Raw genomic sequence first — 20,364 nt, 5'->3', positions numbered from 1 at the left:
TGCCGCCCGGACGGCCGGAAGGCCAGCGGTGCAGACACGTACAGTATGCGCCCGCCTGCGGCGAACGGAAATCACCCGCGCGACGGCGTTCCGCGTGGCCGTCCGGCAAGCGCCAGGAGGGCGACCAGGCTGAACGCCGCGCCGGCGTAAAAAGCGAATTCGGCCCCGAAGCGATCCCACAGCAGCCCCGCGCACAGGCTGGCGAGCAGCATGGCGACGCCGCTGACCAGGTTGAAGAAGCCGAACGCCGTGCCGCGCAGGTCGGCTGGCGCCGTAGCGGCGACCATCGTCGCCAGCAGCCCCTGGGTGATGCCGAGATGGATGCCCCACAGCGCCACCCCGGCCAGTAGCGCGCCCCAGTGGACGCTGGCCGCCAGCACCAGGTCGGCGGCGACCAGCACCAGCAGGCCGCCGGCCAGCAAACCGGCATGGCTGACGCGGTCGGACAGGCGGCCAAACGGGTAGGCGGCCAGCGCATAGACGAGATTCATGGCGACCATGACCAGCGGCACCAGCGCCAGCGCGATGCCCGACTGTTGCGCGCGCAGAACGAGAAAGGCCTCGCTGAAGCGGGCCAGCGTGAACAGCCCGCCGACACCGACCACCCACCAGTAGGCGCCCCCCAGCCGCCGCAGGCTGGCGCGCGAGATCGGGTTGCCGCGCCTTTCCGGCTGCGCCCGGTGCGGCTCGCGGACGCCGGCCCACAGCAGGGCGACGGCGAGCAGGCCGGGAATCACGGCAACCCAGAAGACTGCCCGGAAGTCGTCGGCCCAAAGCAGCATCAGCCCGGTGGCGAGCAGCGGGCCGACGAAGGCGCCGACCGTATCGAGCGACTGGCGCAGCCCGAAGGCGGCGCCACGGATCGCCGGCGGCGCGAGGTCGGCGATCAGGGCATCGCGCGGAGCGCCGCGCACGCCCTTGCCGATGCGGTCGAGCAGGCGGGCGGCGAGGACGATGCCGGCGCCCGAGGCGAGCGCGAACACCGGCTTGGTCAGCGCCCCCAGCGCATAGCCGAAGACCGCCAGCCCCTTGCGCCGGCCCAGGTAATCGCTGAGCGCACCGGAAAACACTTTGACGATCAGCGCCGTCGCCTCGGCCAGCCCCTCGATCAGCCCGACGACCAGCGCGCTGGCCCCGAGCGTGGTAACCATGAACAGTGGCAGCAGGCTGTGGATCATCTCCGACGAAACGTCCATCAGCAGGCTGACGAAGCCGAGCACCCAGACGCCGGCCGGCATCCGCTGGTCACCGGCGATCGGCGCCCGGCTCATGCCGTCGCCCCGCCGCGGCTAGCGCAGCAATTTGAGCAATAAAACGAGGTTGACCGCGAGCGATGCCGCGGCGACGAGCTTCCACAGCATGAGCGGGTTGCGCTGCACCAGCGGCTGCCGGCCGGGCGCGGCGACCGGCCGCGCGGCCCCGCGTTCGAGCGCCAGCAGGAACTCCTCGGCAGTTTCGAAGCGGTCCTTCGCCTCGCGCGCCACGGCCTTGAGCAGGAGGTTCTCCAGCCAGCCGGGAATCTCCGGCCGCCAGCGGGTCGGGCGGGCGGGCTCGCCGAATTTCGGCTTCTGGAAGGGCTCGATCTCGCCATAGGGATATTTGCGGGTCAGCAGGTGATACAGCGTAACACCGGCGGCATAAAGATCGAAGCCCGGCGCCGGCGGCGCCCCCTCGAACAGCTCCGGCGCCATGTACGACGGCGTGCCGGCCTGGCCCACGGGATCGTCCGGCTTGCGCTCGCCGAGGCTGAGGGCGACGCCGAGGTCGAGGATGCGCAGCACGCCGTCCTGGCCGAGGTGGAGGTTGTCGGTCTTGATGTCGCGATGCACGATGTCGAGCCGGTGCAGCGTGGCGATGCCCTTGAGCAGCGCGATGCCGAGCCGCACCACCTCGCCGGCCGGAAAATGCTGGTCGGCGTCGAGCCGCGCCTGCAGCGTCGCGCCGGCGTGCCAGGTCATCAGGTAGTAGAGGCAGCTCTTGTCCTCGGCCGGCACGACCTGCGGGAAGAAGGGCGAAACGACGCGCCGGGCCCGCCACTCCTCCATCAGCAGCGCAGCGCTCGCGTCGGCGTCACCGGTCATAGTCGGCTGCAGGGTCTTGAGCACCAGCTGCTGGCCGCTGCGCGGATTGCGCACGCGGTAGAGCAGCGTTTCCCGTGCATCGTGGAGGATTTCCTCGACGATCAGCCCGTCCAGCTCGTGGCCGACCTTGAGGCGATGCGGCAACGGCAGGCTGGCGGCACTCTCCAGGCTGTCGCGCAGGCTGTTCGCCGGCAGGGCGAGGACGTCGACGACGACGGCGGTCGCATTGTCGTGGCCGCCCTGGGCCAGCGCCAGGCTGGTCAGCGCGGCGGCGGCGGCCTGCGGCTCGGGGTGATCGAGCAGCACCTCGGCGATCAGCGCATCGGGCAGGACGCCCCAGATGCCGTCAGAAACGAGCAGGAAACGATCGTCGACCGCCAGGTCGCCGTCGGTAAAATCCATTAGCACGCGCGGGTCGAGGCCGATGGCGCGCGACAGCACGTTGTTGAGTTCCGGGTGTTCCCAGGTGTGGTCGACGGTCAGCGGCAGCAAGCGCCCATCCTGCAGGCGATAGATGCGGCTGTCGCCGATATGGGCCGTGTAGTAGCGTCGACCGCGCAGGACGAGGACCGACAGCGTCGTCGCCATGCCGGCCAGCTCGGCGTTGCGGCTGCCCTCGGCGATCACCCAGCGGTTGAGCGCCGTCGTCACCGTCTCGATGGCGCGCGGGACGCCCCAGGTGTCGGGCGTCGCGAAATAGTCGGAGAGCAGGCCGCGCACCGTGTACTCGGCCGCCTCGCGCCCGCCCTTGTGGCCGCCGATGCCGTCGGCGACGGCGGCAATGACGCCCTTGTTGGCGAGCTCCTGGCCTTCCGGCGTGACGACGCCGCAATAGTCCTCGTTGCGCTCGCGCGGGCCGGTCAGCGAGGAATGGCCGACGGCGAGGCGGAGGCGGTTGTTCTGCTGGGTTCCCATGGAGCGGATACTACCCTGCCCGCGCGCCACCGCCCCGCCGCACCATCACGCGCGCACCAGCTTTTCGTACTGGCCGGTCAGGCCGTCCATCACCTCGAGGATGCGCTCGCTGGTCGTCGCCACGTTGCGCGCGGCGATGTCGCGGCTTTCCTTGCCGTTGAGCGCCTGCTCGAAGAACAGCCACTGCGTGTTGGCGAGCCCCAGTTCGGTGCGGATCTCCGGCGTGTTCTGCGGCGCCGCGTTGAGTTCGGCCAGGGCGGCGACGAAATCGCGGCGCGCCGCCTCCAGCTCGCTCTTCAGCTGGTCGGAACCGACCCCCGACTGCTCGAACAGGAAACACTTGGCCATGCGCTGCGACAGCATGCGCTGGCGGCCGGAAATGTTGACCAGATGGCCGGCGCCGTTCGCCGCCTGCTTTTCGTAGAGCCCGGTCAGCGCGTGCGCGGCGCGCAGGGTCTTCTCGGACTCGACCAGCACCAGGCGGCCGTTTTCCGGCGTGCGCGGGCGGCCGAGCACGTCGCGGTAGGCCGCCCAGGCCTTGTCGAGATCGGCGAGCGCAGCCTGGATCGCCTCGGTCGGCGCCAGCGTCTTCAGCTCGGCGAGCTGCGCCTCGAACAGGCGGCGCGACTGTTCGAGCAGGCTGCCCGCCTTGTCCGGCATGACGCCGGCCACCTGCATGGCGTAGGCCTTGGCCATGCGCTGCGACAGCATGCGCTGGCGGCCGGCCTTGTTGATCGCCGCGCCCACGGTCAGGCTGCCCTTGCCCGCTTCGGCGGCGAAAACCGTCGGGGCGAACAGCAGCGCTGCGGTCGACGCCAGAAATTGCCTTCTTTTCATTGTTCTTCTCTCTGTCGGGGTTGCGTGATCAGATCTTGGCCGTCGTCAGGTGGCTGGCGCCCCAGGTCGTGCGCCAGCGGGTCTTGACGCCGGTCAGGCCGACCAGGGCGAGCACGGCCAGCGCGGCGAAGATCAGGAAGCCCATCTGGTAGCTGCCGGTCATCTGCTTCGAGTAGCCGAGGCTGGACGCCAGGTAGAAGCCGCCGACGCCGCCGGCCATGCCGACGAGACCGGTCATGACGCCGATTTCCTTCTTGAAGCGCTGCGGCACCAGCTGGAACACGGCGCCGTTGCCCATGCCGAGCGAGAGCATGGCGCATACGAAGACGACCAGCGCCATCCAGGCTTCCGGCAGGCCGAAGCTGACAATGGCCAGGAAGATGGCGGCGAAGATGTACATCACGGTCAGCGATTTGACACCGCCGACGCGGTCGGCGACGTTGCCGCCGATCGGGCGCACCAGCGAGCCGGCGAAGACGCAGCCGGCGGTGAAGAAGCCCGCCATCTTGGGGTCGAGGCCGTACTGGGTGTTGAAGTAGATGACCAGCGACGAGGCGAGGCCGACAAAGCCGCCGAAGGTGACCGAGTAGAAGAACATGAACCACCAGGCGTCCTTGTCCTTGAGGACCTTCAGGTACTCGGCCAAGGTCTTGGGCGGCGGCGCGTCCGGCGCGTCCTTGGCCATGAAGACGAAGGCGATCAGCACGATGACCAACGGAATCAGCACGATGCCGAAGACGTTGGTCCAGCCAAAGGCAGCGGCCAGGCCGGGCGCGAACAGCGCGGCGAGGGCGGTGCCGGAGTTACCGGCGCCGGCGATGCCCATCGCCGTGCCCTGGTGCTCGGCCGGATACCAGCGCGAGGCGAGCGGCAGCGCGGCGGCGAAGGAGGCGCCGGCGACGCCGAGGAAGAGGCCGAGGACCAGCACTTCGCCGTAGGAATGGACGCCGACCAACCAGGCATAGAGCATGGCGCCGATGACGACGACCTGGCCGATGATCGCCGCCTTCTTGGGCGACAGGCGATCGACCAGAATGCCCATGACGATGCGCAGCAGCGCGCCGGCCAGCACCGGGGTGGCGACCATCAGGCCCTTTTCGGCGTGGCTCAGTCCGAGATCCTTGGCGATGCCGACGCCGAGCGGGCCGAGGATGACCCAGACCATGAAGGCGAGGTCGAAGTAGAGGAAGGCGGCGAGCAGGGTCGGCGTATGGCCGGCCTGCAGGAATGATTTTTTGTCCATGTGCGTGCTCTCGTAGCAGGGTCGAAGACGACCCCTAGTTTGAAAGGATTAGATCAACGTGGACATCGTTGTCATCCACCTACCTCCATTGGTAGGTGCTACGGCGTTATTTTTGAGTAAGCGATTACCGTGCCAAGTCCGTTTCGCGCCAAAATCGGGCTTTTCGCTTCAGCCTTCCCGGTCAAACCGCACCAATTCAATGCACCGTTCTTCATTGCGGTGCAGCAATTGTTTTCGCGCCGATACCAAAGCGCTCCGTATGACCCGTCTTGCCCTCCACCGGATCCGCCTCGGCCAATGGCGTGCCCGCCAGCCATTTTTGGCCAAGACTCCCGGTTGACCGCGTCAGCCGATGCTGTGCGCCCGTGCCACCAGCGAAACGACGAGCAATACCGCAAGCACGAATGAAACCCCCTTCCAGAAAATCACTGGGTTGCGCTCGATGAGTGGCGGGCGGGTCTTGTTGAGGAAATCCTTGTTCGGGTGGTGCAGGTCGTAGATGAATTCCGAGATTTCGTCGTAGCGCTCCAGCGGGTCGGGGTGCACAGCCTTGCGGATGGCGTCGTCGACCCAGGCGGGAATCTCGCGCTCTTCGCTGAGCACGCTCTTGTAGACGAGTTTTTTCTGCGCCGCTTTGGTGCGTGACTTGGGCACCTGCGTGCCGTAGGGAAAGCCGCTGGAGAGCATCTGGTAGGCAATGACGCCAAGCGAGTAAAGGTCGGCGCGCTGGCCACCCTGTTCGCCAAGGAAATATTCCGGCGCCGCGTAGAGTGCCGCGCCGAGCAGGTTGATCTGCTCGATGGGCGTTTCCACTTCTTCGAGCCCGGCAACGCGGGTGGCGCCGAAATCAATGATTTTCACGGTACCGGTGCCGTCGATCATGATGTTGTCGGGTTTCAGGTCCTGATGGATCATCTCCAGCCTGTGGAAGGCCTGCAGGCCCTTGGAGACCTGTTCCAGAATGGCGCGCACCGTTGCCAGATCGGGCTTGGGGTTGTCGATCATCCATTGCGTCAGGGTCTGGCCCTCGATGTATTCGGTAACGACGTAGATGCTCTGGCGCTGCCTTGTCTGCGAGCACGGCTTCAGGACATGTGTGCTATTGATGCGGCGGGCGATCCATTCTTCGAGCAGGAAGCGTTCGAGTGCCGCCGGGTTGACCTGCATGTCGACCGAGGGTGTCTTGATCACCACCCGCTCGCCGGTGTCGCTATCGACCGCCAGATAGATGTGGCTGCGCGCGCTACGCTTGATGACGCGAACGATCTGGTAGCCCTCGAAAACATTGCGCGCTTCGAGTTGCGGCGGGCACGGCAAGTCGGAAATCTGCCGGAAGACTTCGTTGGCTTCCGGATCGGGCAATTCGTCGATACGAATCAACTGGATGGTCAGGTTGTCGCCGCTGCCGCGTTCCAGGGCGCCCTCGACAATCGCCCGGGCGGCGGCATCGAGGTCGGGACCGGCGGCGAGGGCGCTCTGGACGGCGCCGAGGTCGGTGTGCTCGTAAACGCCGTCGGTAGAGAGGATCATGAGGTCGCCGACGGCCAGGTGCACCGGCAAATAGTCGATCTCCACCTTGCGATCCATACCCAGGGCGCGGGCGAGGTAGCTTTGCTGCGAATTCATCCAGACACGGTGGTCTTCGGTGAGTTGGATCAACTCGCCCCCCCGCAGCCGGTAGATGCGCGCATCGCCCACGTGGAAGAGGTGCGCCGTCGTGGACTTGATGACCAGGCCGCTGAAGGTGCAAACGTATCCGCGCTCGCGGTCGTAGCGGTGCTGGCTCTGCTGGGTTTGCGAATGCAGCCAGGAATTGGTCGCCGTCAGCACATGCTCGCCGGATTTCTTCACCGACCAGGCGTCCGAGGTGCAATAGTAATCCTCAAGAAAGCCGGTGACCGCCGACTGCGCCGCCTCCTGGCTGACCTGGCTGCTGCTGATCCCGTCGGCCAGCGCCACGGCGACGCCCTTGGCGGAAAGCTGCGGCTCCCTGGGCAGGCAAACCCCGTGGAAATCCTGATTCAGGTTCTTGCGCCCCTTGTCGGAATACTGCCCGACAGCGACTTTGAGATGACGGCTCATGGGAATTCTGCCTCTGCTGCGGTCGACCGCGAAATTCTGCCCAAAATTGGAAAAGCCCCCAACCAGGCGGCGGAGGCTCTTTCATGCACCGGGACGGATCAGATGGCCTTGCGCTTCGGTGCCGTGCGGACGTGCGTCGAATATAGCGTCAGACCGACAAAGGCCAGACCGCCGACGAGGTTGCCGACAACGGTCGGAATTTCATTCCAGATCAGGTAATCCATGATCGTAAAGTTACCGCCGAGCATCAGGCCGGACGGGAATAGGAACATGTTGACGATGGAGTGCTCGAAGCCCATGTAGAAGAAGACCATGATCGGCATCCACATGGCCATGATCTTGCCCGAAACGTTGGTGCAGATCATGGCGCACACGACGCCGGTGGACACCATCCAGTTGCACAGCACCCCGCGGATGAACAGCGTCAGCATGCCGGCGGCGCCGTGGGCCGAATAGCCCACCGTACGGCCCTCACCGATGGTGCCGATCTTCTGGGCGACAGCGTTGGGCGCCTCGGTGAAACCATAGGTCCAGATGATGGCCATCATCACCGCCACCGTCAGCGCACCGGCAAAGTTGCCGACAAACACCAGCCCCCAGTTGCGCAGGACGCCGTTCGTGGTGACGCCGGGGCGCTTGTCGATCAGGGCCAGCGGGCACAACGTGAACACCCCGGTCAGCAGGTCGAAACCGAGCAGGTAGAGCAGGATGAAGCCGACCGGAAAAAGCATGGCGCCGACCAGCGGCTGGCCGGTCTGGACGGTGACGGTCACTGCGAAGGCCGCAGCCAGCGACAGGATGGCGCCGGCCATGTAGGCGCGGATCAGGGTGTCGCGGGTGGACATGAAGATTTTCGATTCGCCTGCGTCGATCATCTTCGTGACGAATTCGGTGGGTGCCAGATAGGCCATGGTGGTTTCCTTTTCGGATTTGGTTTGTTTTGGAACCTCCCGGGCCTGCTCTCAAGGCCGGGGAAGCTGGATCCCACCATTGGGACCGAGCGGGCCGACGGCACTGCCGGCCCTCGTAGTGCTTAAGCCGCTCAGAGGGCCAGATAGACCTCGCCGTTCTCGACCTTGACCTGGAAGGTCGAGCACGAACCGACGTCGGGCGCCACGGCCTGACCATCATTGAGGCCGATGTTCCAGCCGTGCAGCGGGCAGGTCACCCGCCGGCCATGGACGATGCCCTGCGACAGCGGGCCGGCCTTGTGCGGGCACTTGTCGTGCAGCGCGAAGACCTCGTCCTCGGCATTGCGGAAGATGGCGATGTCGCCGCCGGTAGCGCGCTGCACGACCCGCGAGCCGAGTTGCGGGATGTCGTCCAGCTTGCAGATCAGTTTCCAGTTGCTCATGTTCTTGTGTCCTTTCCGGTGATCAGGCTTCGAGCTTGATCGGGATGAATTGCTTGATCGGCTGTTCCTCGCGTGAGGTCTGCCATGGATCCTTGGCGTCCTTCAGCGAGTCGAGGAGGCGGAAGTAGTACGCCTTGCGCCCTTCCTCGTCTTCCAGGATCTTGCTCTTGATGTAGTCGAGGCCGACGCGCTCCATGTAGTGGCAGGTGCGCTCCAGGTACCACCCCTCCTCGCGGTAGAGCTGGAGGAAAGCGCCGGAATATTCCATGACTTCCTCGTCGGTCCTGACCTTGCACAGGAACTGCGCGACTTCGGTCTTGATGCCGCCGTTGCCGCCGATGTACAGCTCGTAGCCGGAATCAACGCCGATCACGCCGACGTCCTTGATGCCGGCTTCGGCGCAGTTGCGCGGGCAGCCGGAAACTGCCAGCTTGACCTTGTGCGGCGAGTACATGTCGAACAGCATCTTCTCGAGCTTGATGCCCATGGTCATCGACTTCTGCGTGCCGAAGCGGCAGTGCTCGGCGCCGACGCAGGTCTTCACGGTGCGGATCGACTTGCCGTAGGCGTGGCCGGAGACCATGCCGGCGGCGTTGAGGTCGGCCCACATTTTCGGCAGGTCTTCCTTCTTGACGCCGAGCAGGTCGATGCGCTGGCCGCCGGTGACCTTGACCGTCGGGACGTTGTATTTCTCGGCGGCGTCGGCGATGGCGCGCAGTTCGGCCGGCGTCGTCAGGCCGCCCCACATGCGCGGCACGACCGAGTAGGTGCCGTCCTTCTGGATGTTGGCGTGGGCGCGTTCATTGATGAAGCGCGACTGCGGATCGTCCTTGGCTTCGTGCGGGAAGGTCGAGATCAGGTAGTAGTTCACCGCCGGGCGGCACTTGTCGCAGCCGTTCGGCGTCTTCCATTCGAGCGCCTTGAAGATCGCTTCCTTGGTCGTCAGGTGCTGGGCGACGATGGCCTCGCGCACCGCCTTGTGCGAATGGTCGGTGCAGGCGCACATCGGCTTGGTATCGAGCGCCGCCGGGGTGTAGGCACCGCCGATGGTCGACGCCAGGATCTGCTCGACGAGACCGGCGCAGGAGCCGCAGGACGAGGCGGCCTTGGTGTGCTTCTTGACCTCGTCCAGCGTGAACAGGCCCTTGGCCTTGATCGCCTGCACGATGACGCCCTTGGTCACGCCGTTGCAGCCGCAGACCTCGGCCGAATCGGCCATTTCGGCGGCCTTGCTCTTGCCGGCGTGGCCGACGTCGCCGACCAGGTTCTGGCCGAAGATCAGCGAATCGCGGATGTCGTGGATGTCGCGGCCGTCCTTCAACAGCTGGAAATACCACGGGCCGTCGGCGGTGTCGCCGTACATGACGCCGCCGACCAACTTGTTGTCCTTGATCACCAGCTTCTTGTACACGCCGCCGTGCGGGTCGTTGAGGACGATTTCCTCGGTGTCCTTGCCACCCATGAAATCGCCGGCCGAGAACAGGTCGATGCCGGTCACCTTGAGTTTGGTCGAGGTCACCGAGCCGGTGTAGCGGCCGATGCCGTAGCCGGCCAGATGGTTGGCGGCGACCTTGGCCTGCTCGAACAGCGGGGCGACCAGGCCGTAGGCGATACCGCGGTGGCTGACGCATTCGCCGACCGCATAGATCTTCGGATCGTAGGTCTGCATCGTGTCGTTCACGACGATGCCGCGGTTGCAGTAGATGCCGGACTTTTCGGCCAAACCGTAGTTGGGGCGGATGCCGGCGGCCATCACGACGAGGTCGGCCGGGATCTGCATGCCGCCCTTGAAGCGGATCGCCGCGACGCGACCGGATTCGCCCTGGATCAGCGCCTCGGTCTGGGTTTCGAGCAGGAACTTGAGGCCCTTGTCTTCGAGCGACTTCTGCAGCATGCGGCCGGCGACTTCGTCGAGCTGGCGCTCGAGCAGCCACGGGCCGAGATGGACGACGGTGACGTCCATGCCGCGCAGCTTCAGACCGTTGGCCGCTTCCAGGCCGAGCAGGCCGCCGCCGATGACGACCGCGTGCTTGTGGCGGGTCGCGGCGTCGATCATCTCGTCGGTGTCCTTGATGTCGCGGTAGCCGATGACGCCAGGCAGGTCATTGCCGGGGACCGGCAGCATGAAGGGCGTCGAGCCGGTGGCGATCAGCAGGCGGTCGTAGTGCTCCTCGGTGCCGTCATCGGCGACGACCTTGCGGTTCACGCGGTCGATCTTGGCGATCTGCTTGCCGGTGTGCAGCGTGATGTTGTTTTCCTTGTACCAGTCCAGTTCGTTGAGGACGATTTCCTGGATGGTCATTTCGCCGGCCAGCACCGGGGAAAGCAGGATGCGGTTGTAGTTTGGGTGCGGTTCGGCACCGAAGATGGTGATGTCGTAATGATCCGGCTTGATCTTCAACAGTTCTTCGACGGTGCGGACACCGGCCATGCCATTGCCGATCAGGACGAGACGGGGTTTGCTCATGTTTGGCTCCAACGTTGCGCGCACCCGGGGGTGCAAAATTCATATCAGCGCATGACGTCGTTGCCACAGGGTTGGCCGTTAGGCCGAAGCCGCCTTCGTTGGCGGGCTATCGCTGTCCTGGCCAGATGCTCGCAATCACCGTGCCAGCAATCTAAGCCGTTGATTTTTTACATTTCAACATGGTCGACCGCAGCAGACCTGCACCAAACACGGGCGCCACAGCCCGTTGCGGTGCAACAAAACGGGGAATTTCTAGCCGCCGTTGGCGGCCAGACTGCTGGCTTCGACGGCGACGATGGCCTTGGCCTGGTTGAAGTCCTCGGCGTAGCCGGAAGCGAACAGGCAGCATGCCAGCTGGTTGGCGATCGGCTTGGGCAGCGGCAGCTGATGATCGAGGACGCGGCGGATCCAGGCGGCGGTGGTCACCGCATCGGTGCCCTCGGGCAGGTTGGGCAAGGCACGCAGGCTGTCGTGCTCGGCTTCGAACAGGATGTCGGCACAACCGTCATGCACGTATTCGAGGCGCGGCCGGCGCTTGGGATTGGCGAACGGCTCGCCTTCGGTGCCGCGCAGCAGGAGGCCGGGACGATCGAGCGCCAGCAGCATGTCGCGCATCAGTTCGATGAAATCCGGGTGGGTCGCCGCCGCCACCAGCACGCCCTCGCCGCGGAAGGGGTCGAGCATCTTGACCAGGCTGTGCGCGCTGTTGCGCACGCCGAGGCGGGCGCGCAGGGCGAGCAGGTTGTGGATGCCGGGCGCCATGGCGCTGAGCGGCACGAAGGCCAGCCCCTTCTGCTCGAGCGTCGCCTGCGCCTGGGTCACCGAAACCGCCGGCATGATGCCGAGTTCGCGAAACACGTGGCCGCTGGTGATCCGGCCATAGCCTTCGAGCAGGCCATGGACCAGCACGGGAACGCCGAAGCGCTGCAGCATCAGCGCCAGCAACGGGGTCAGGTTGGCTTCCTTGCGGGCGCCGTTGTAGGTCGGCAGGACAATCGGGCGCACGCGTCCGTGCGGCCGCAGCATGATTTCGGTGCGCTCCTCGGTGGCCGCGAGAAAACCGAGCATCTCGTCGAGCGATTCGCCCTTGACGCGCAGGCCGAGGATGATCGCCCCGAGCTCGAGGTCAGGCACACCGCCATCGAGCATGGCCGCGTACAGGCGTTGGGCATCCTCGGCGGAAAGGTCGCGCGCGCCCTCGGCGCCGCGACCGATTTCCTTGATGTACTGGGCGTAACTCATCGTCTCCTCCAGCCGCGGTCAGGCTGCCGCAGCTTCTTGTGTCCCATATTGTGCCACTATGCGCTTGACATCGGGCACGCAGGACCCGCAAAAAGTGCCGCATTTCAGCTTTTCCTGCAGGCCGGCCAGGTCGGCGCCCTGGGCCAGTGCCTTCTGAATCTGGACGTCGCTGACGTCGGCGCACTTGCAGACGATGTTGCGCGGCGCCACCGTCACCGGCGGCTTGGCACTCGGCGCCAGCGCCAGGCGAATCAGGCTGGCGTCGAGTTCGTCCTCCGCCATCGCCTGCTTCAACCAGCCCTGCGCCAGCGTCTCGCCGGCCAGCCGCACGCCCAGCAGCCTGCCCTCACGGGCGATCGCCTTCTTGGCGATGCTGCGCCGGGCATCCACGTAAACGATGGCCCCGTCGTCGGTATCCATGCCGAACAGGCGGTCCAGTTCGGCGATCAGCGCGTCATCGACGGCAGCGGCCGCCGCTGCCCGGAAAACCACCAGCGGGCTGCTACGTCCGTACAGCGCTATCGTCGCATAGGGAAACGCGGCAATCTTTGATCTGGCTTCCTGCATCAGGACCAGCGCGTCGCTGCGACTGGCGCAGCGACGGACGATGGCCAGCGGGTAAGGCAAGTCGACGCGGGCGATCTGCACCGCCGCATGCTTCAGTTCCGGCTGCATGGAATAGGGGTCGACGGCGTCGCAGGCCAGCGCGTTGGCGCCGGGTGAGTTCATGAACTGGCTGCCCCAGTGCATCGGCATCCAGGCGCGGCCGCGTTGCAGGCCAGGACGCTCGGCGACGCGGACGGTCATTGCGCCGCGGGCGTTGGTGACGCGCACGAGATCGCCGCTTTCCAGGTTGCGATGGCGCATGTCGCAGGGATGCATGGCGAGCAGCGGCTCATCCTCGAGATTGAACAGGCGCGGCACCGTGCCGGTGCGGCTCATGCCGTGCCAGTGGTCGCGCATGCGACCGGAGAGCAGGCTGATCGGCGCTTCCTCGGCCGGCACGTCGGCGGTCGGCCGGTGCTCGACGGCGACGAAGCGAGCCCGGCCGTCGGCGGTCGGGAAACGCCCGTCCTCGTAGAGGCGGACCTTGCCGGCGCTGGCACCTTCCGGGTACGGCCATTGCTGCGGCCCGTCGGCTTCGAGCAGCGCGTAGCTCAGGCCGGTAATGTCGAGGTCGCGGCCGCGCGTAGTCTCGCGGTGCTCGTTGAAGATGGCTTCGGCATCGTCGTAGGGGAACAGCCGGTCGACGCCGGCGTGATCCAGCTTCCGGCCGAGGCGGCGGGCGAAATCGACGACGATCTCCCAGTCGTGGCGTGCTTCGCCGGGCGCCGCCACCGCCGGCCGGACGCGGCTGATGCAGCGCTCCGAATTGGTCACGGTGCCGTGCTTTTCGCCCCAGCCGCTGGCGGGCAGCAGGAGGTCGGCGTAGTCGGCGGTGTCGGTGTTGCCGTAGGCTTCCTGCAGCACGACGAACTCGGCGGCCTGCAGCGCCTCGCGCACGGCCGCTTGGTTGGGCAGCGATTGCGCCGGGTTGGTGCAGGCGATCCAGACCGCCTTGATCTCGCCGGTTTTCAGGCTTTTGAACAGGTCGACCGCAGACTTGCCGGGCCGCGCGGGAACGAAGGGCACGCCCCAGAAGCGCGCCATCTCGGCGCGATGCGCCGGATTGCCGAGATCACGGTGTGCCGACAGGAGGTTGGCGAGGCCGCCGACTTCGCGCCCGCCCATGGCGTTGGGCTGGCCGGTCAGCGAGAACGGGCCGGCGCCCGGCCGGCCGATCTGCCCGGTCGCCAGGTGCAGGTGGATGAGGGCGGCGTTGTTGTGCGTGCCGTGCGCCGACTGGTTAAGCCCCTGGCAGTACAGCGACAGCGATGCGCCGCTGGCGGCGAACCAGCGCGCCGCCTGCAGCAGGTCGGCGGTCGGAATGCCGCAGATATCGGCGGCGATTGCAGGCGGGTAATTTTTGACGATGTCGGCCAGCGCCTCGAAGCCGGTGGTATGCGCGGCGATGTAATCGGGATCGACCAGGCCTTCGTTGATCAGGATGTTCAGCATGCCGTTAAACAGGGCGATGTCGGTGCCCGGCTTGATCGGCAGGTGGAGGTCGGCGATCTCGGCACTTTCGGAACGGCGGGGGTCGGCGACGATGATCTTCAGGTCGGGATTGGCCGCCCGCGCATCCTCGATGTAGCGGAAGACGATCGGATGCGCGACCGCCGGGTTGGCGCCGGCGATGAAGATAAGCCCGGCCTGCAGAATGTCCGCGTAGCTGCACGGCGGCGCATCGGCACCCAGCGTCTGCTTGTAGCCGGCGACGGCCGACGACATACAGAGCCGCGAATTGGTATCGACGTTGTTGGTGCCGATCAGCCCCTTGGCCAACTTGTTGAAGACATAGTAGTCCTCGGTCATCAACTGGCCCGAGATGTAGAACGCGACCGAATCCGGGCCGTGGGCGCGGATGGTCGCGGCGAAGCGCTCGGCGGCTTCGTCGAGGGCAGCATCCCAACTGACGCGCTGGCGTTCGCCGCCGCGCGTCGCGCGGCGCTCAGGATACTGCAGGCGATAGGTCGGGTCGGCGGTCAGGTGCAGGGTCGCACCCTTGGTACATAGGCGCCCGCGATTGGCCGGGTGTTCAGGGTCGCCGCGAACGCCGGCAATCCTGCCCTCCTCGGTTTCGATCAGCACACCGCAGCCGACGCCGCAGTAACAACAGGTGGATTTGACTTCCGTTTTCATGATTTTCCTTCCGGCCTGCCTTAGAGCAACAGGCGTGCCATATAGAAAATCACGGGATTGGGCATAAAAAAGGGAGACTCCTTGCGGAAATCTCCCTGTTTTGGTGCGTAGACCGCAACTAATGTCCCTATTTGATGCGCTGCAGCTTGGGACGCCCTCCTTCAGGGCGTGGCGGCTCCGGATTTTCATCGGCGGCGTCTTCAGGCAACGGCTCTGCGGCCTCCTCGGCCGCCTGGCCGCCTTCGTCACCGACCTCGAAAGCCATCCCGGCGCCGTTCTCCCGCGCATAGATCGCCGACACCCGGTCGACCGGCACCGACAGCTGGCGTGCGACGCCACCGAAGCGGGCCTGGAATTCGATCAGATCGTTACCAATCTGCAACTTGTTGGTCGCATCGGGGCCAAGGTTGAGCACGATCTGGCCATCACGGATGAACTCGCGCGGTACGTTGGTACGCGCATCGACCTGGACCGCGATGTATGGCGTGAAGCCGTTGTCGCAGCACCATTCCCAGATGGCCCGGACAAGATAGGGCTTGGTCGAGGGCAGTTCCATGCCTTACTTGCGCATCGCTTTTTCGGACGGCGTCAGGGCGTCGATGAAACCCTGGCGGCTGAAGATGCGCTCGGCGTATTTCATCAGCGGCGCCGCGGCCTTGCCGAGGTCGATGCCGTAATGGTCGAGGCGCCACAGCAGCGGCGCGATCGCCACGTCGAGCATGGAAAATTCGTCGCCCAGCATGAATTTCTGCTTGTTGAAGATCGGGATGATCTCGGTCAGGCGGGCACGGATTTCCTGGCGCGCCTTGTCGGCGGTCTTGCCGTTCTTCTCGAGCACTTCCATGAACGAGAAGATCTCGCGCTCCATGCCGACCAGCAGCTGGCGGGCGCGGGCCCGCATGATCGGGTCAGCAGGCATCAGCTGCGGATGCGGAAAACGCTCGTCGATGTATTCGTTGATGATGTTTGGCTCGAACAGCACGAGATCGCGCTCGACCAGAACCGGCACGCGGTTGTGCGGGTTGATGACAGCCAGATCTTCCGGCTTGTTGAACATGTCGACATCGATGACCTGGAAATCCATGCCTTTTTCGTAAAGGACGATGCGGCAGCGATGGCTGAATGGGCAGGTGGTGCCCGAGTAGAGGTTCATCATTGGTGTTACCCTCAAAATGAGATTCGGCACCGGGGGCCGGCCGAAGCCAAACCCGCGATGCCGTCAGCTGATCCGTGTTGGATCAGTGAATGTCTTTCCAGTATTCCTTCTTCAAAGCGTAGGAAACCACGAAGAGCAGTGCCAAGAAGGCAAGAACGAACCAGCCCAGGGTACGGCGGAATTCCTGCTGCGGCTCGCCCATCCAGACCATGAAGCCGACGAGGTCGGAAACCGCCTTGTCGAATTCAGCCGGGGAAAGCTGACCGGGCACCGCCATTTCCAGCTTGTGCGACTCATGATCCCGCACCTGCTGGCCCTGCAGCTGCCACAACGGGTTGGGCATGCCGACATTTTCGAACACGACGTTGTTCCAGCCGGTCGGACGGTTCGGGTCACGATAGAAGGAACGCAGGTAAGTGTAGAGCCAGTCGGCGCCGGCGCCGGCATTGCCGGCTTCGCCGCGGGCACGGGCAACGATGGTGAGGTCCGGCGGCGTCGCGCCGAACCACAGCTTCTGCTCGTCGGAACGCGCTGCGACAGCCATCAGCCCGCCGATCTTGTCGGACGTGAACATCAGGTTGTCCCTAACCTGCTGCTCGGTCAGGCCCAGTTCCGTCAGCGTCTTGTAGCGCATGTAGGAAGCGCCGTGGCAGTTCAGGCAGTAATTGACGAACAGCTTGGCACCGTTCTGCAGGGCCGCCTTGTCGCTCACCGAACCCGGCCACTTGTCGAGATGGACATTGCCGCCGCTGGCAAAGGCCATGATCGGCGCGAAGAGCAATGTGATCAGGAATTTTTTCATTTTATGCATCCTCTCACTTCATCGTCACACGTTCGGGGACCGGCTTGAACTTGTCCATGCGGGACCACCACGGCATGCCGAGGAAGAATCCGAAGTAGAACACCGTGCAGACCTGGGAAACCAGTTCGCCCATCGGCGACGGCGACAGCGTACCCAGATAGCCGAGGATGAAGAAACAGATCACGAAGATGGTCAGCATCGTCTTGTAGATCGGACCGCGATAGCGGATCGAACGCACCGGGCTGCGATCCAGCCACGGCAGGAAGGCGAAGATCACGACCGAGGCACCCATCGCCACCACGCCCCAGAACTTGGCGTCGAGGCCGAAGAAGTTCCAGACCATGGCACGCAGGATCGAGTAGAACGGCGTGAAGTACCAGACCGGCGCGATGTGCGGCGGCGTCTTCAGCGGGTCGGCCGGGTAAAAGTTCGGCGTTTCCAGGAAATAACCGCCGCCTTCCGGCGCGAAGAAGAGCACGGCCGAGAAGACCATCAGGAAGACCACGACACCGACGATGTCCTTCACGGTGTAATAGGGATGGAACGGGATGCCGTCGCGCGGAATGCCGTTTTCGTCCTTGTTTTCCTTGATGTCGATGCCATCCGGGTTGTTCGAGCCGGTTTCGTGCAGTGCCAGCAGGTGCGCCGCGACAAGGCCGAGCAGGATCAGCGGGAAGGCGATGACATGGAAGGAGAAGAAGCGGTTCAGCGTGGCATCGCCGACGACATAGTCACCGCGAATGATGATCGAGAGGTCGGGGCCGATGACCGGGATGGCCGAGAACAGGTTCACGATCACCTGCGCGCCCCAGAAGGACATCTGCCCCCACGGCAGCAGGTAACCGAAGAAAGCCTCGCCCATCAGCACCAGGAAGATGCCGACCCCGAACAGCCAGGTCAGCTCGCGCGGCTTGCGGTAGGAACCGTAGAGCAGGCCGCGGAACATGTGGAGGTAGACCACGATGAAGAAGGCCGAAGCACCGGTGGAGTGCATGTAGCGGATGATCCAGCCCCCCGGGACGTCGCGCATGATGTACTCGACGGACGCGAAGGCGATGGGCACGCCGTTGGCGTTCAGCGCGGCATCCGGCTTGTAGTGCATGACCAGGAAGATGCCGGTGACGATCTGGATGACCAGGACCAGCAGGGCCAGCGAACCGAAGAAGTACCAGAAGTTGAAATTCTTCGGCGCGTAGTATTCGGAGAGGTGTCCCTTGTACATCGAGGTTGCCGGGAAGCGGGCGTCGACCCACTCCAGCACGTTGCCCCCGATGGAGCCGTCGGACTTGTACTTTTCGAAATTGCCAGCAGCCATTTCTTACGCTCCCTTTTTGTCTTCGCCGATCAGAACCCGCGTATCGGAAAGATACACGTGCGGCGGCACTTCGAGGTTGGTCGGGGCAGGCTTCGCCTTGAAGACGCGGCCGGCGAAGTCGAAAGTCGAACCATGGCAGGGGCACAGGAAGCCGCCCAGCCAGTTGGCCGGCATCCCTTCTTCGGCACCGGCCTTGAACTTGGAAGACGGCGAACAACCGAGGTGGGTGCAGATTCCGACGACGATCATGTATTCCGGCTTGATGGAGCGATGCTCGTTCTGCGCGTACTGGGGTTGCTGCGGCTTCTCGGATTTCGGATCGGCGACCTGGTCGTCGAGCTTGGGCAGGGTTTCGAGCATGGCCTTGGTGCGGTTGATGACCCAGACCGGCTTGCCTCGCCATTCGACGGTCATCATCTGGCCGGCATCAAGCTTGCCGATATCGACTTCTACCGGAGCGCCTGCAGCCTTGGCACGCTCGGACGGAAGCAAGCTGGAGACGAACGGCACAAGTGCGGCAACCGCACCTACCCCGCCGACGGCCGCGGTAGCGACGATCAGACGCCGCCTGCCGCAGTCCATTTTTCCTTGATTGCTCATAACGCTGACCCCTAAAGGAATTGGATGGGATTAAAAATAAACGCTAAATTATACGACAACGGAACTCGCGATAAAAGCCATTGTCAATCTGCGCAAGTCCTGCGCTCGCGCAATGCCTGCGCCAGAGTTCCGCTATCGACGTACTCGAGTTCACCGCCGACCGGTACGCCGCGGGCGATTCGCGTCACCGTGATGCCCTTCGGCTTCAGCATCGACATGATGTAGTGGGCCGTCGCCTCCCCCTCGTTGGTGTAGTTGGTGGCGAGGATCACCTCGCGCACCGCGCCGTCGAGAATCCGGGACAACAGTCTTTCAAGCCCGAGTTCGCGCGCGCCAACGCCGTCGAGTGGAGAAATGCGCCCCATCAGGACGTAGTAGAGCCCTGAATAGGCCTGCGTTTGCTCCATCATGTTCATGTCGACCGGCGTTTCGACGACGCAAAGCAACGATGCGTCGCGGCGCGGCGACGCGCAACGCTCGCAAATCTCGCTCTCGGTAAATGTGTTGCAGCGCTGGCAATGGCGGATCAATGCCACGGCATGCGCGATGGCGTCACCGAGACGCTGCGCGCCCTTCCGGTCGTGCTGCAACAGGTGGTAGGCCATGCGCTGTGCCGATTTTGGCCCGACGCCGGGCAGGCAGCGCAACGCCTCGATCAGCGCTTCGAGGCCCGATGGATTCACAGGCTCAGAACGGCAGCTTGAAGCCCGGGGGCAGGTTCATGCCGGCCGTGAAGCCGGCCATCTTTTCCTTGCTCAGTTCCTCGCCACGACGAACGGCGTCATTGACGGCTGCCGCAACCAGATCCTCGAGCATTTCCCTGTCATCGAGAACCGAAGGATCGATACTGACCCGGCGGACATCGTGAGCGCAGGTCATCACGACCTTGACCATGCCGGCGCCGGACTGCCCTTCGACTTCGGTCTGAGCCAGCTGCTCCTGCACCTTCTTCATGTTGTCCTGCATCATCTGGGCCTGTTTCATCAGACCAGCCAAACCACCCTTCATCATGTATGTATCTCCGCTATTCGATGGGTTTGATTGACGATTCGACCAGCGAGGCATCGCAACTTTCGATGACATCGCGGACGAAGGAATCCTGTTCGATCGAGGCAATCGCCTGGTCCTGGCGTTCTCGGCGCTCGCGCCCGACGGTTGCCGCCGGGGTATCGGCCTCGGTCTGCGCCAATTCGAAGCGCAACGCGATCGGCCGCCCCAGATAATCGCTCAACGCCTGGCGCAATTTATCGGGCGCCGGTTTCATCTGCAGATGGCCGTGCGCAGGCGCCAGGCGAAGTACGCAATCCCCGTCGCTGAGTTCGCGCAGTTCGCAATGCTGCGCGAGTTCCCGCGCCAGGCCGTTCAACTGGAGCGCGGCGACCATTTCATACCACGGCCCGTTCTCCACGGCGGCACCCCGCGACGTGGGCGGCAGTGCGGCCTTCCCTGGGTTGGCGACTGACTCGGCAACCGTCGCTGCAGCCACCGGCTCGCTTTTGGGAAGCAAAGTGGGCCGCTGAACCGCAGC

Annotated in this window: 18 protein-coding genes (1 of these 18 cut by a window edge); all 18 read right to left on the bottom strand. The window is 64.7% G+C overall.

The features are described 5' to 3' along the window. Positions 1-71 precede the first annotated feature (71 nt). A complete protein-coding gene (locus GH660_RS07035) occupies positions 72-1,271 on the bottom strand; it encodes an MFS transporter (protein WP_153145931.1) in 1,200 nt (399 codons plus the stop codon). 18 nt (positions 1,272-1,289) lie between these two features. Beyond that, positions 1,290-2,996 (bottom strand): bifunctional protein-serine/threonine kinase/phosphatase, encoded by a 1,707-nt coding sequence (locus GH660_RS07030; RefSeq protein WP_153145930.1) that lies wholly within the window; start codon positions 2,994-2,996, stop codon positions 1,290-1,292. A gap of 45 nt (positions 2,997-3,041) precedes the next feature. Next, on the bottom strand, positions 3,042-3,833 hold the full coding sequence (locus GH660_RS07025) for a type IV pili methyl-accepting chemotaxis transducer N-terminal domain-containing protein (protein ID WP_153145929.1): 792 nt from the start codon (positions 3,831-3,833) through the stop codon (positions 3,042-3,044). A 28-nt stretch (positions 3,834-3,861) separates the two neighbouring features. Beyond that, the gene (locus GH660_RS07020) at positions 3,862-5,076 is read right to left on the bottom strand and encodes a NarK/NasA family nitrate transporter (protein WP_153145928.1); all 1,215 of its coding nucleotides are present in this window, start codon (positions 5,074-5,076) and stop codon (positions 3,862-3,864) included. Between the two features lie 345 nt (positions 5,077-5,421). Continuing rightward, positions 5,422-7,158: a bifunctional protein-serine/threonine kinase/phosphatase gene (locus tag GH660_RS07015; protein WP_153145927.1), complete on the bottom strand. Its 1,737-nt coding sequence runs from the start codon at positions 7,156-7,158 to the stop codon at positions 5,422-5,424. Positions 7,159-7,256: 98 nt separating this feature from the next. Next, the gene (locus GH660_RS07010; protein WP_153145926.1) at positions 7,257-8,069 is read right to left on the bottom strand and encodes a formate/nitrite transporter family protein; all 813 of its coding nucleotides are present in this window, start codon (positions 8,067-8,069) and stop codon (positions 7,257-7,259) included. A 131-nt stretch (positions 8,070-8,200) separates the two neighbouring features. Then, positions 8,201-8,512, bottom strand: a complete 312-nt coding sequence (gene nirD / locus GH660_RS07005; protein WP_153145925.1) for a nitrite reductase small subunit NirD — start codon at positions 8,510-8,512, stop codon at positions 8,201-8,203. 22 nt (positions 8,513-8,534) lie between these two features. Beyond that, on the bottom strand, positions 8,535-10,979 hold the full coding sequence (gene nirB, locus GH660_RS07000) for a nitrite reductase large subunit NirB (RefSeq protein WP_153145924.1): 2,445 nt from the start codon (positions 10,977-10,979) through the stop codon (positions 8,535-8,537). A 252-nt stretch (positions 10,980-11,231) separates the two neighbouring features. Beyond that, positions 11,232-12,221 carry a DNA-binding protein YbiB gene (gene ybiB, locus GH660_RS06995; RefSeq protein WP_153145923.1) on the bottom strand — a complete coding sequence of 330 codons (990 nt, stop codon included), beginning with the start codon at positions 12,219-12,221 and terminating at the stop codon, positions 11,232-11,234. Positions 12,222-12,239: 18 nt separating this feature from the next. Then, positions 12,240-14,963 carry a nitrate reductase gene (locus GH660_RS06990; RefSeq protein WP_153145922.1) on the bottom strand — a complete coding sequence of 908 codons (2,724 nt, stop codon included), beginning with the start codon at positions 14,961-14,963 and terminating at the stop codon, positions 12,240-12,242. A 127-nt stretch (positions 14,964-15,090) separates the two neighbouring features. Then, positions 15,091-15,519: a ClpXP protease specificity-enhancing factor gene (locus tag GH660_RS06985; RefSeq protein WP_153145921.1), complete on the bottom strand. Its 429-nt coding sequence runs from the start codon at positions 15,517-15,519 to the stop codon at positions 15,091-15,093. Between the two features lie 3 nt (positions 15,520-15,522). Continuing rightward, positions 15,523-16,119: a glutathione S-transferase N-terminal domain-containing protein gene (locus tag GH660_RS06980; protein WP_153145920.1), complete on the bottom strand. Its 597-nt coding sequence runs from the start codon at positions 16,117-16,119 to the stop codon at positions 15,523-15,525. An 82-nt stretch (positions 16,120-16,201) separates the two neighbouring features. Further along, positions 16,202-16,921, bottom strand: coding sequence for a cytochrome c1 (locus GH660_RS06975; RefSeq protein WP_153145919.1), 720 nt, complete (start codon positions 16,919-16,921; stop codon positions 16,202-16,204). A gap of 13 nt (positions 16,922-16,934) precedes the next feature. Next, positions 16,935-18,236, bottom strand: coding sequence for a cytochrome b N-terminal domain-containing protein (locus GH660_RS06970; RefSeq protein ID WP_153145918.1), 1,302 nt, complete (start codon positions 18,234-18,236; stop codon positions 16,935-16,937). A gap of 3 nt (positions 18,237-18,239) precedes the next feature. Further along, positions 18,240-18,836, bottom strand: coding sequence for a ubiquinol-cytochrome c reductase iron-sulfur subunit (gene petA, locus GH660_RS06965; RefSeq protein WP_153145917.1), 597 nt, complete (start codon positions 18,834-18,836; stop codon positions 18,240-18,242). An 83-nt stretch (positions 18,837-18,919) separates the two neighbouring features. Further along, entirely contained in the window at positions 18,920-19,519 is a 600-nt protein-coding gene (gene recR / locus GH660_RS06960) for a recombination mediator RecR (protein ID WP_153145916.1), read from the bottom strand. A 4-nt stretch (positions 19,520-19,523) separates the two neighbouring features. Continuing rightward, the gene (locus tag GH660_RS06955; RefSeq protein ID WP_153145915.1) at positions 19,524-19,847 is read right to left on the bottom strand and encodes a YbaB/EbfC family nucleoid-associated protein; all 324 of its coding nucleotides are present in this window, start codon (positions 19,845-19,847) and stop codon (positions 19,524-19,526) included. 13 nt (positions 19,848-19,860) lie between these two features. Then, positions 19,861-20,364 carry the 3' portion of a DNA polymerase III subunit gamma/tau gene (gene dnaX / locus GH660_RS06950; RefSeq protein ID WP_153145914.1) on the bottom strand. It continues 1,113 nt past the right edge of the window, so only the last 504 of its 1,617 coding nucleotides appear in the window; its start codon lies off the right edge, out of view; it ends in the stop codon at positions 19,861-19,863.

The sequence above is a fragment of the Dechloromonas sp. H13 genome (assembly GCF_009469615.1).
Taxonomy (GTDB): Bacteria; Pseudomonadota; Gammaproteobacteria; order Burkholderiales; family Rhodocyclaceae; genus Azonexus.
Note: the sequence above shows the minus strand (reverse complement) of the source record. Positions and strands in the feature narration are given on the sequence as shown.

What these genes read in the sequence shown, in the direction of transcription:
- GH660_RS06975 (WP_153145919.1), bottom strand. Translation starts at nt 16,921, where the DNA reads ATGAAAAAATTCCTGATCACATTGCTCTTCGCGCCGATCATGGCCTTT.
- GH660_RS06970 (WP_153145918.1), bottom strand. Translation starts at nt 18,236, where the DNA reads ATGGCTGCTGGCAATTTCGAAAAGTACAAGTCCGACGGCTCCATCGGG.
- GH660_RS06955 (WP_153145915.1), bottom strand. Translation starts at nt 19,847, where the DNA reads ATGATGAAGGGTGGTTTGGCTGGTCTGATGAAACAGGCCCAGATGATG.
- GH660_RS06980 (WP_153145920.1), bottom strand. Translation starts at nt 16,119, where the DNA reads ATGATGAACCTCTACTCGGGCACCACCTGCCCATTCAGCCATCGCTGC.
- GH660_RS07020 (WP_153145928.1), bottom strand. Translation starts at nt 5,076, where the DNA reads ATGGACAAAAAATCATTCCTGCAGGCCGGCCATACGCCGACCCTGCTC.
- nirB (WP_153145924.1), bottom strand. Translation starts at nt 10,979, where the DNA reads ATGAGCAAACCCCGTCTCGTCCTGATCGGCAATGGCATGGCCGGTGTC.
- GH660_RS06985 (WP_153145921.1), bottom strand. Translation starts at nt 15,519, where the DNA reads ATGGAACTGCCCTCGACCAAGCCCTATCTTGTCCGGGCCATCTGGGAA.
- GH660_RS07035 (WP_153145931.1), bottom strand. Translation starts at nt 1,271, where the DNA reads ATGAGCCGGGCGCCGATCGCCGGTGACCAGCGGATGCCGGCCGGCGTC.
- ybiB (WP_153145923.1), bottom strand. Translation starts at nt 12,221, where the DNA reads ATGAGTTACGCCCAGTACATCAAGGAAATCGGTCGCGGCGCCGAGGGC.
- petA (WP_153145917.1), bottom strand. Translation starts at nt 18,836, where the DNA reads ATGAGCAATCAAGGAAAAATGGACTGCGGCAGGCGGCGTCTGATCGTC.
- GH660_RS07015 (WP_153145927.1), bottom strand. Translation starts at nt 7,158, where the DNA reads ATGAGCCGTCATCTCAAAGTCGCTGTCGGGCAGTATTCCGACAAGGGG.
- GH660_RS06990 (WP_153145922.1), bottom strand. Translation starts at nt 14,963, where the DNA reads ATGAAAACGGAAGTCAAATCCACCTGTTGTTACTGCGGCGTCGGCTGC.
- GH660_RS07025 (WP_153145929.1), bottom strand. Translation starts at nt 3,833, where the DNA reads ATGAAAAGAAGGCAATTTCTGGCGTCGACCGCAGCGCTGCTGTTCGCC.
- GH660_RS07030 (WP_153145930.1), bottom strand. Translation starts at nt 2,996, where the DNA reads ATGGGAACCCAGCAGAACAACCGCCTCCGCCTCGCCGTCGGCCATTCC.
- nirD (WP_153145925.1), bottom strand. Translation starts at nt 8,512, where the DNA reads ATGAGCAACTGGAAACTGATCTGCAAGCTGGACGACATCCCGCAACTC.
- GH660_RS07010 (WP_153145926.1), bottom strand. Translation starts at nt 8,069, where the DNA reads ATGGCCTATCTGGCACCCACCGAATTCGTCACGAAGATGATCGACGCA.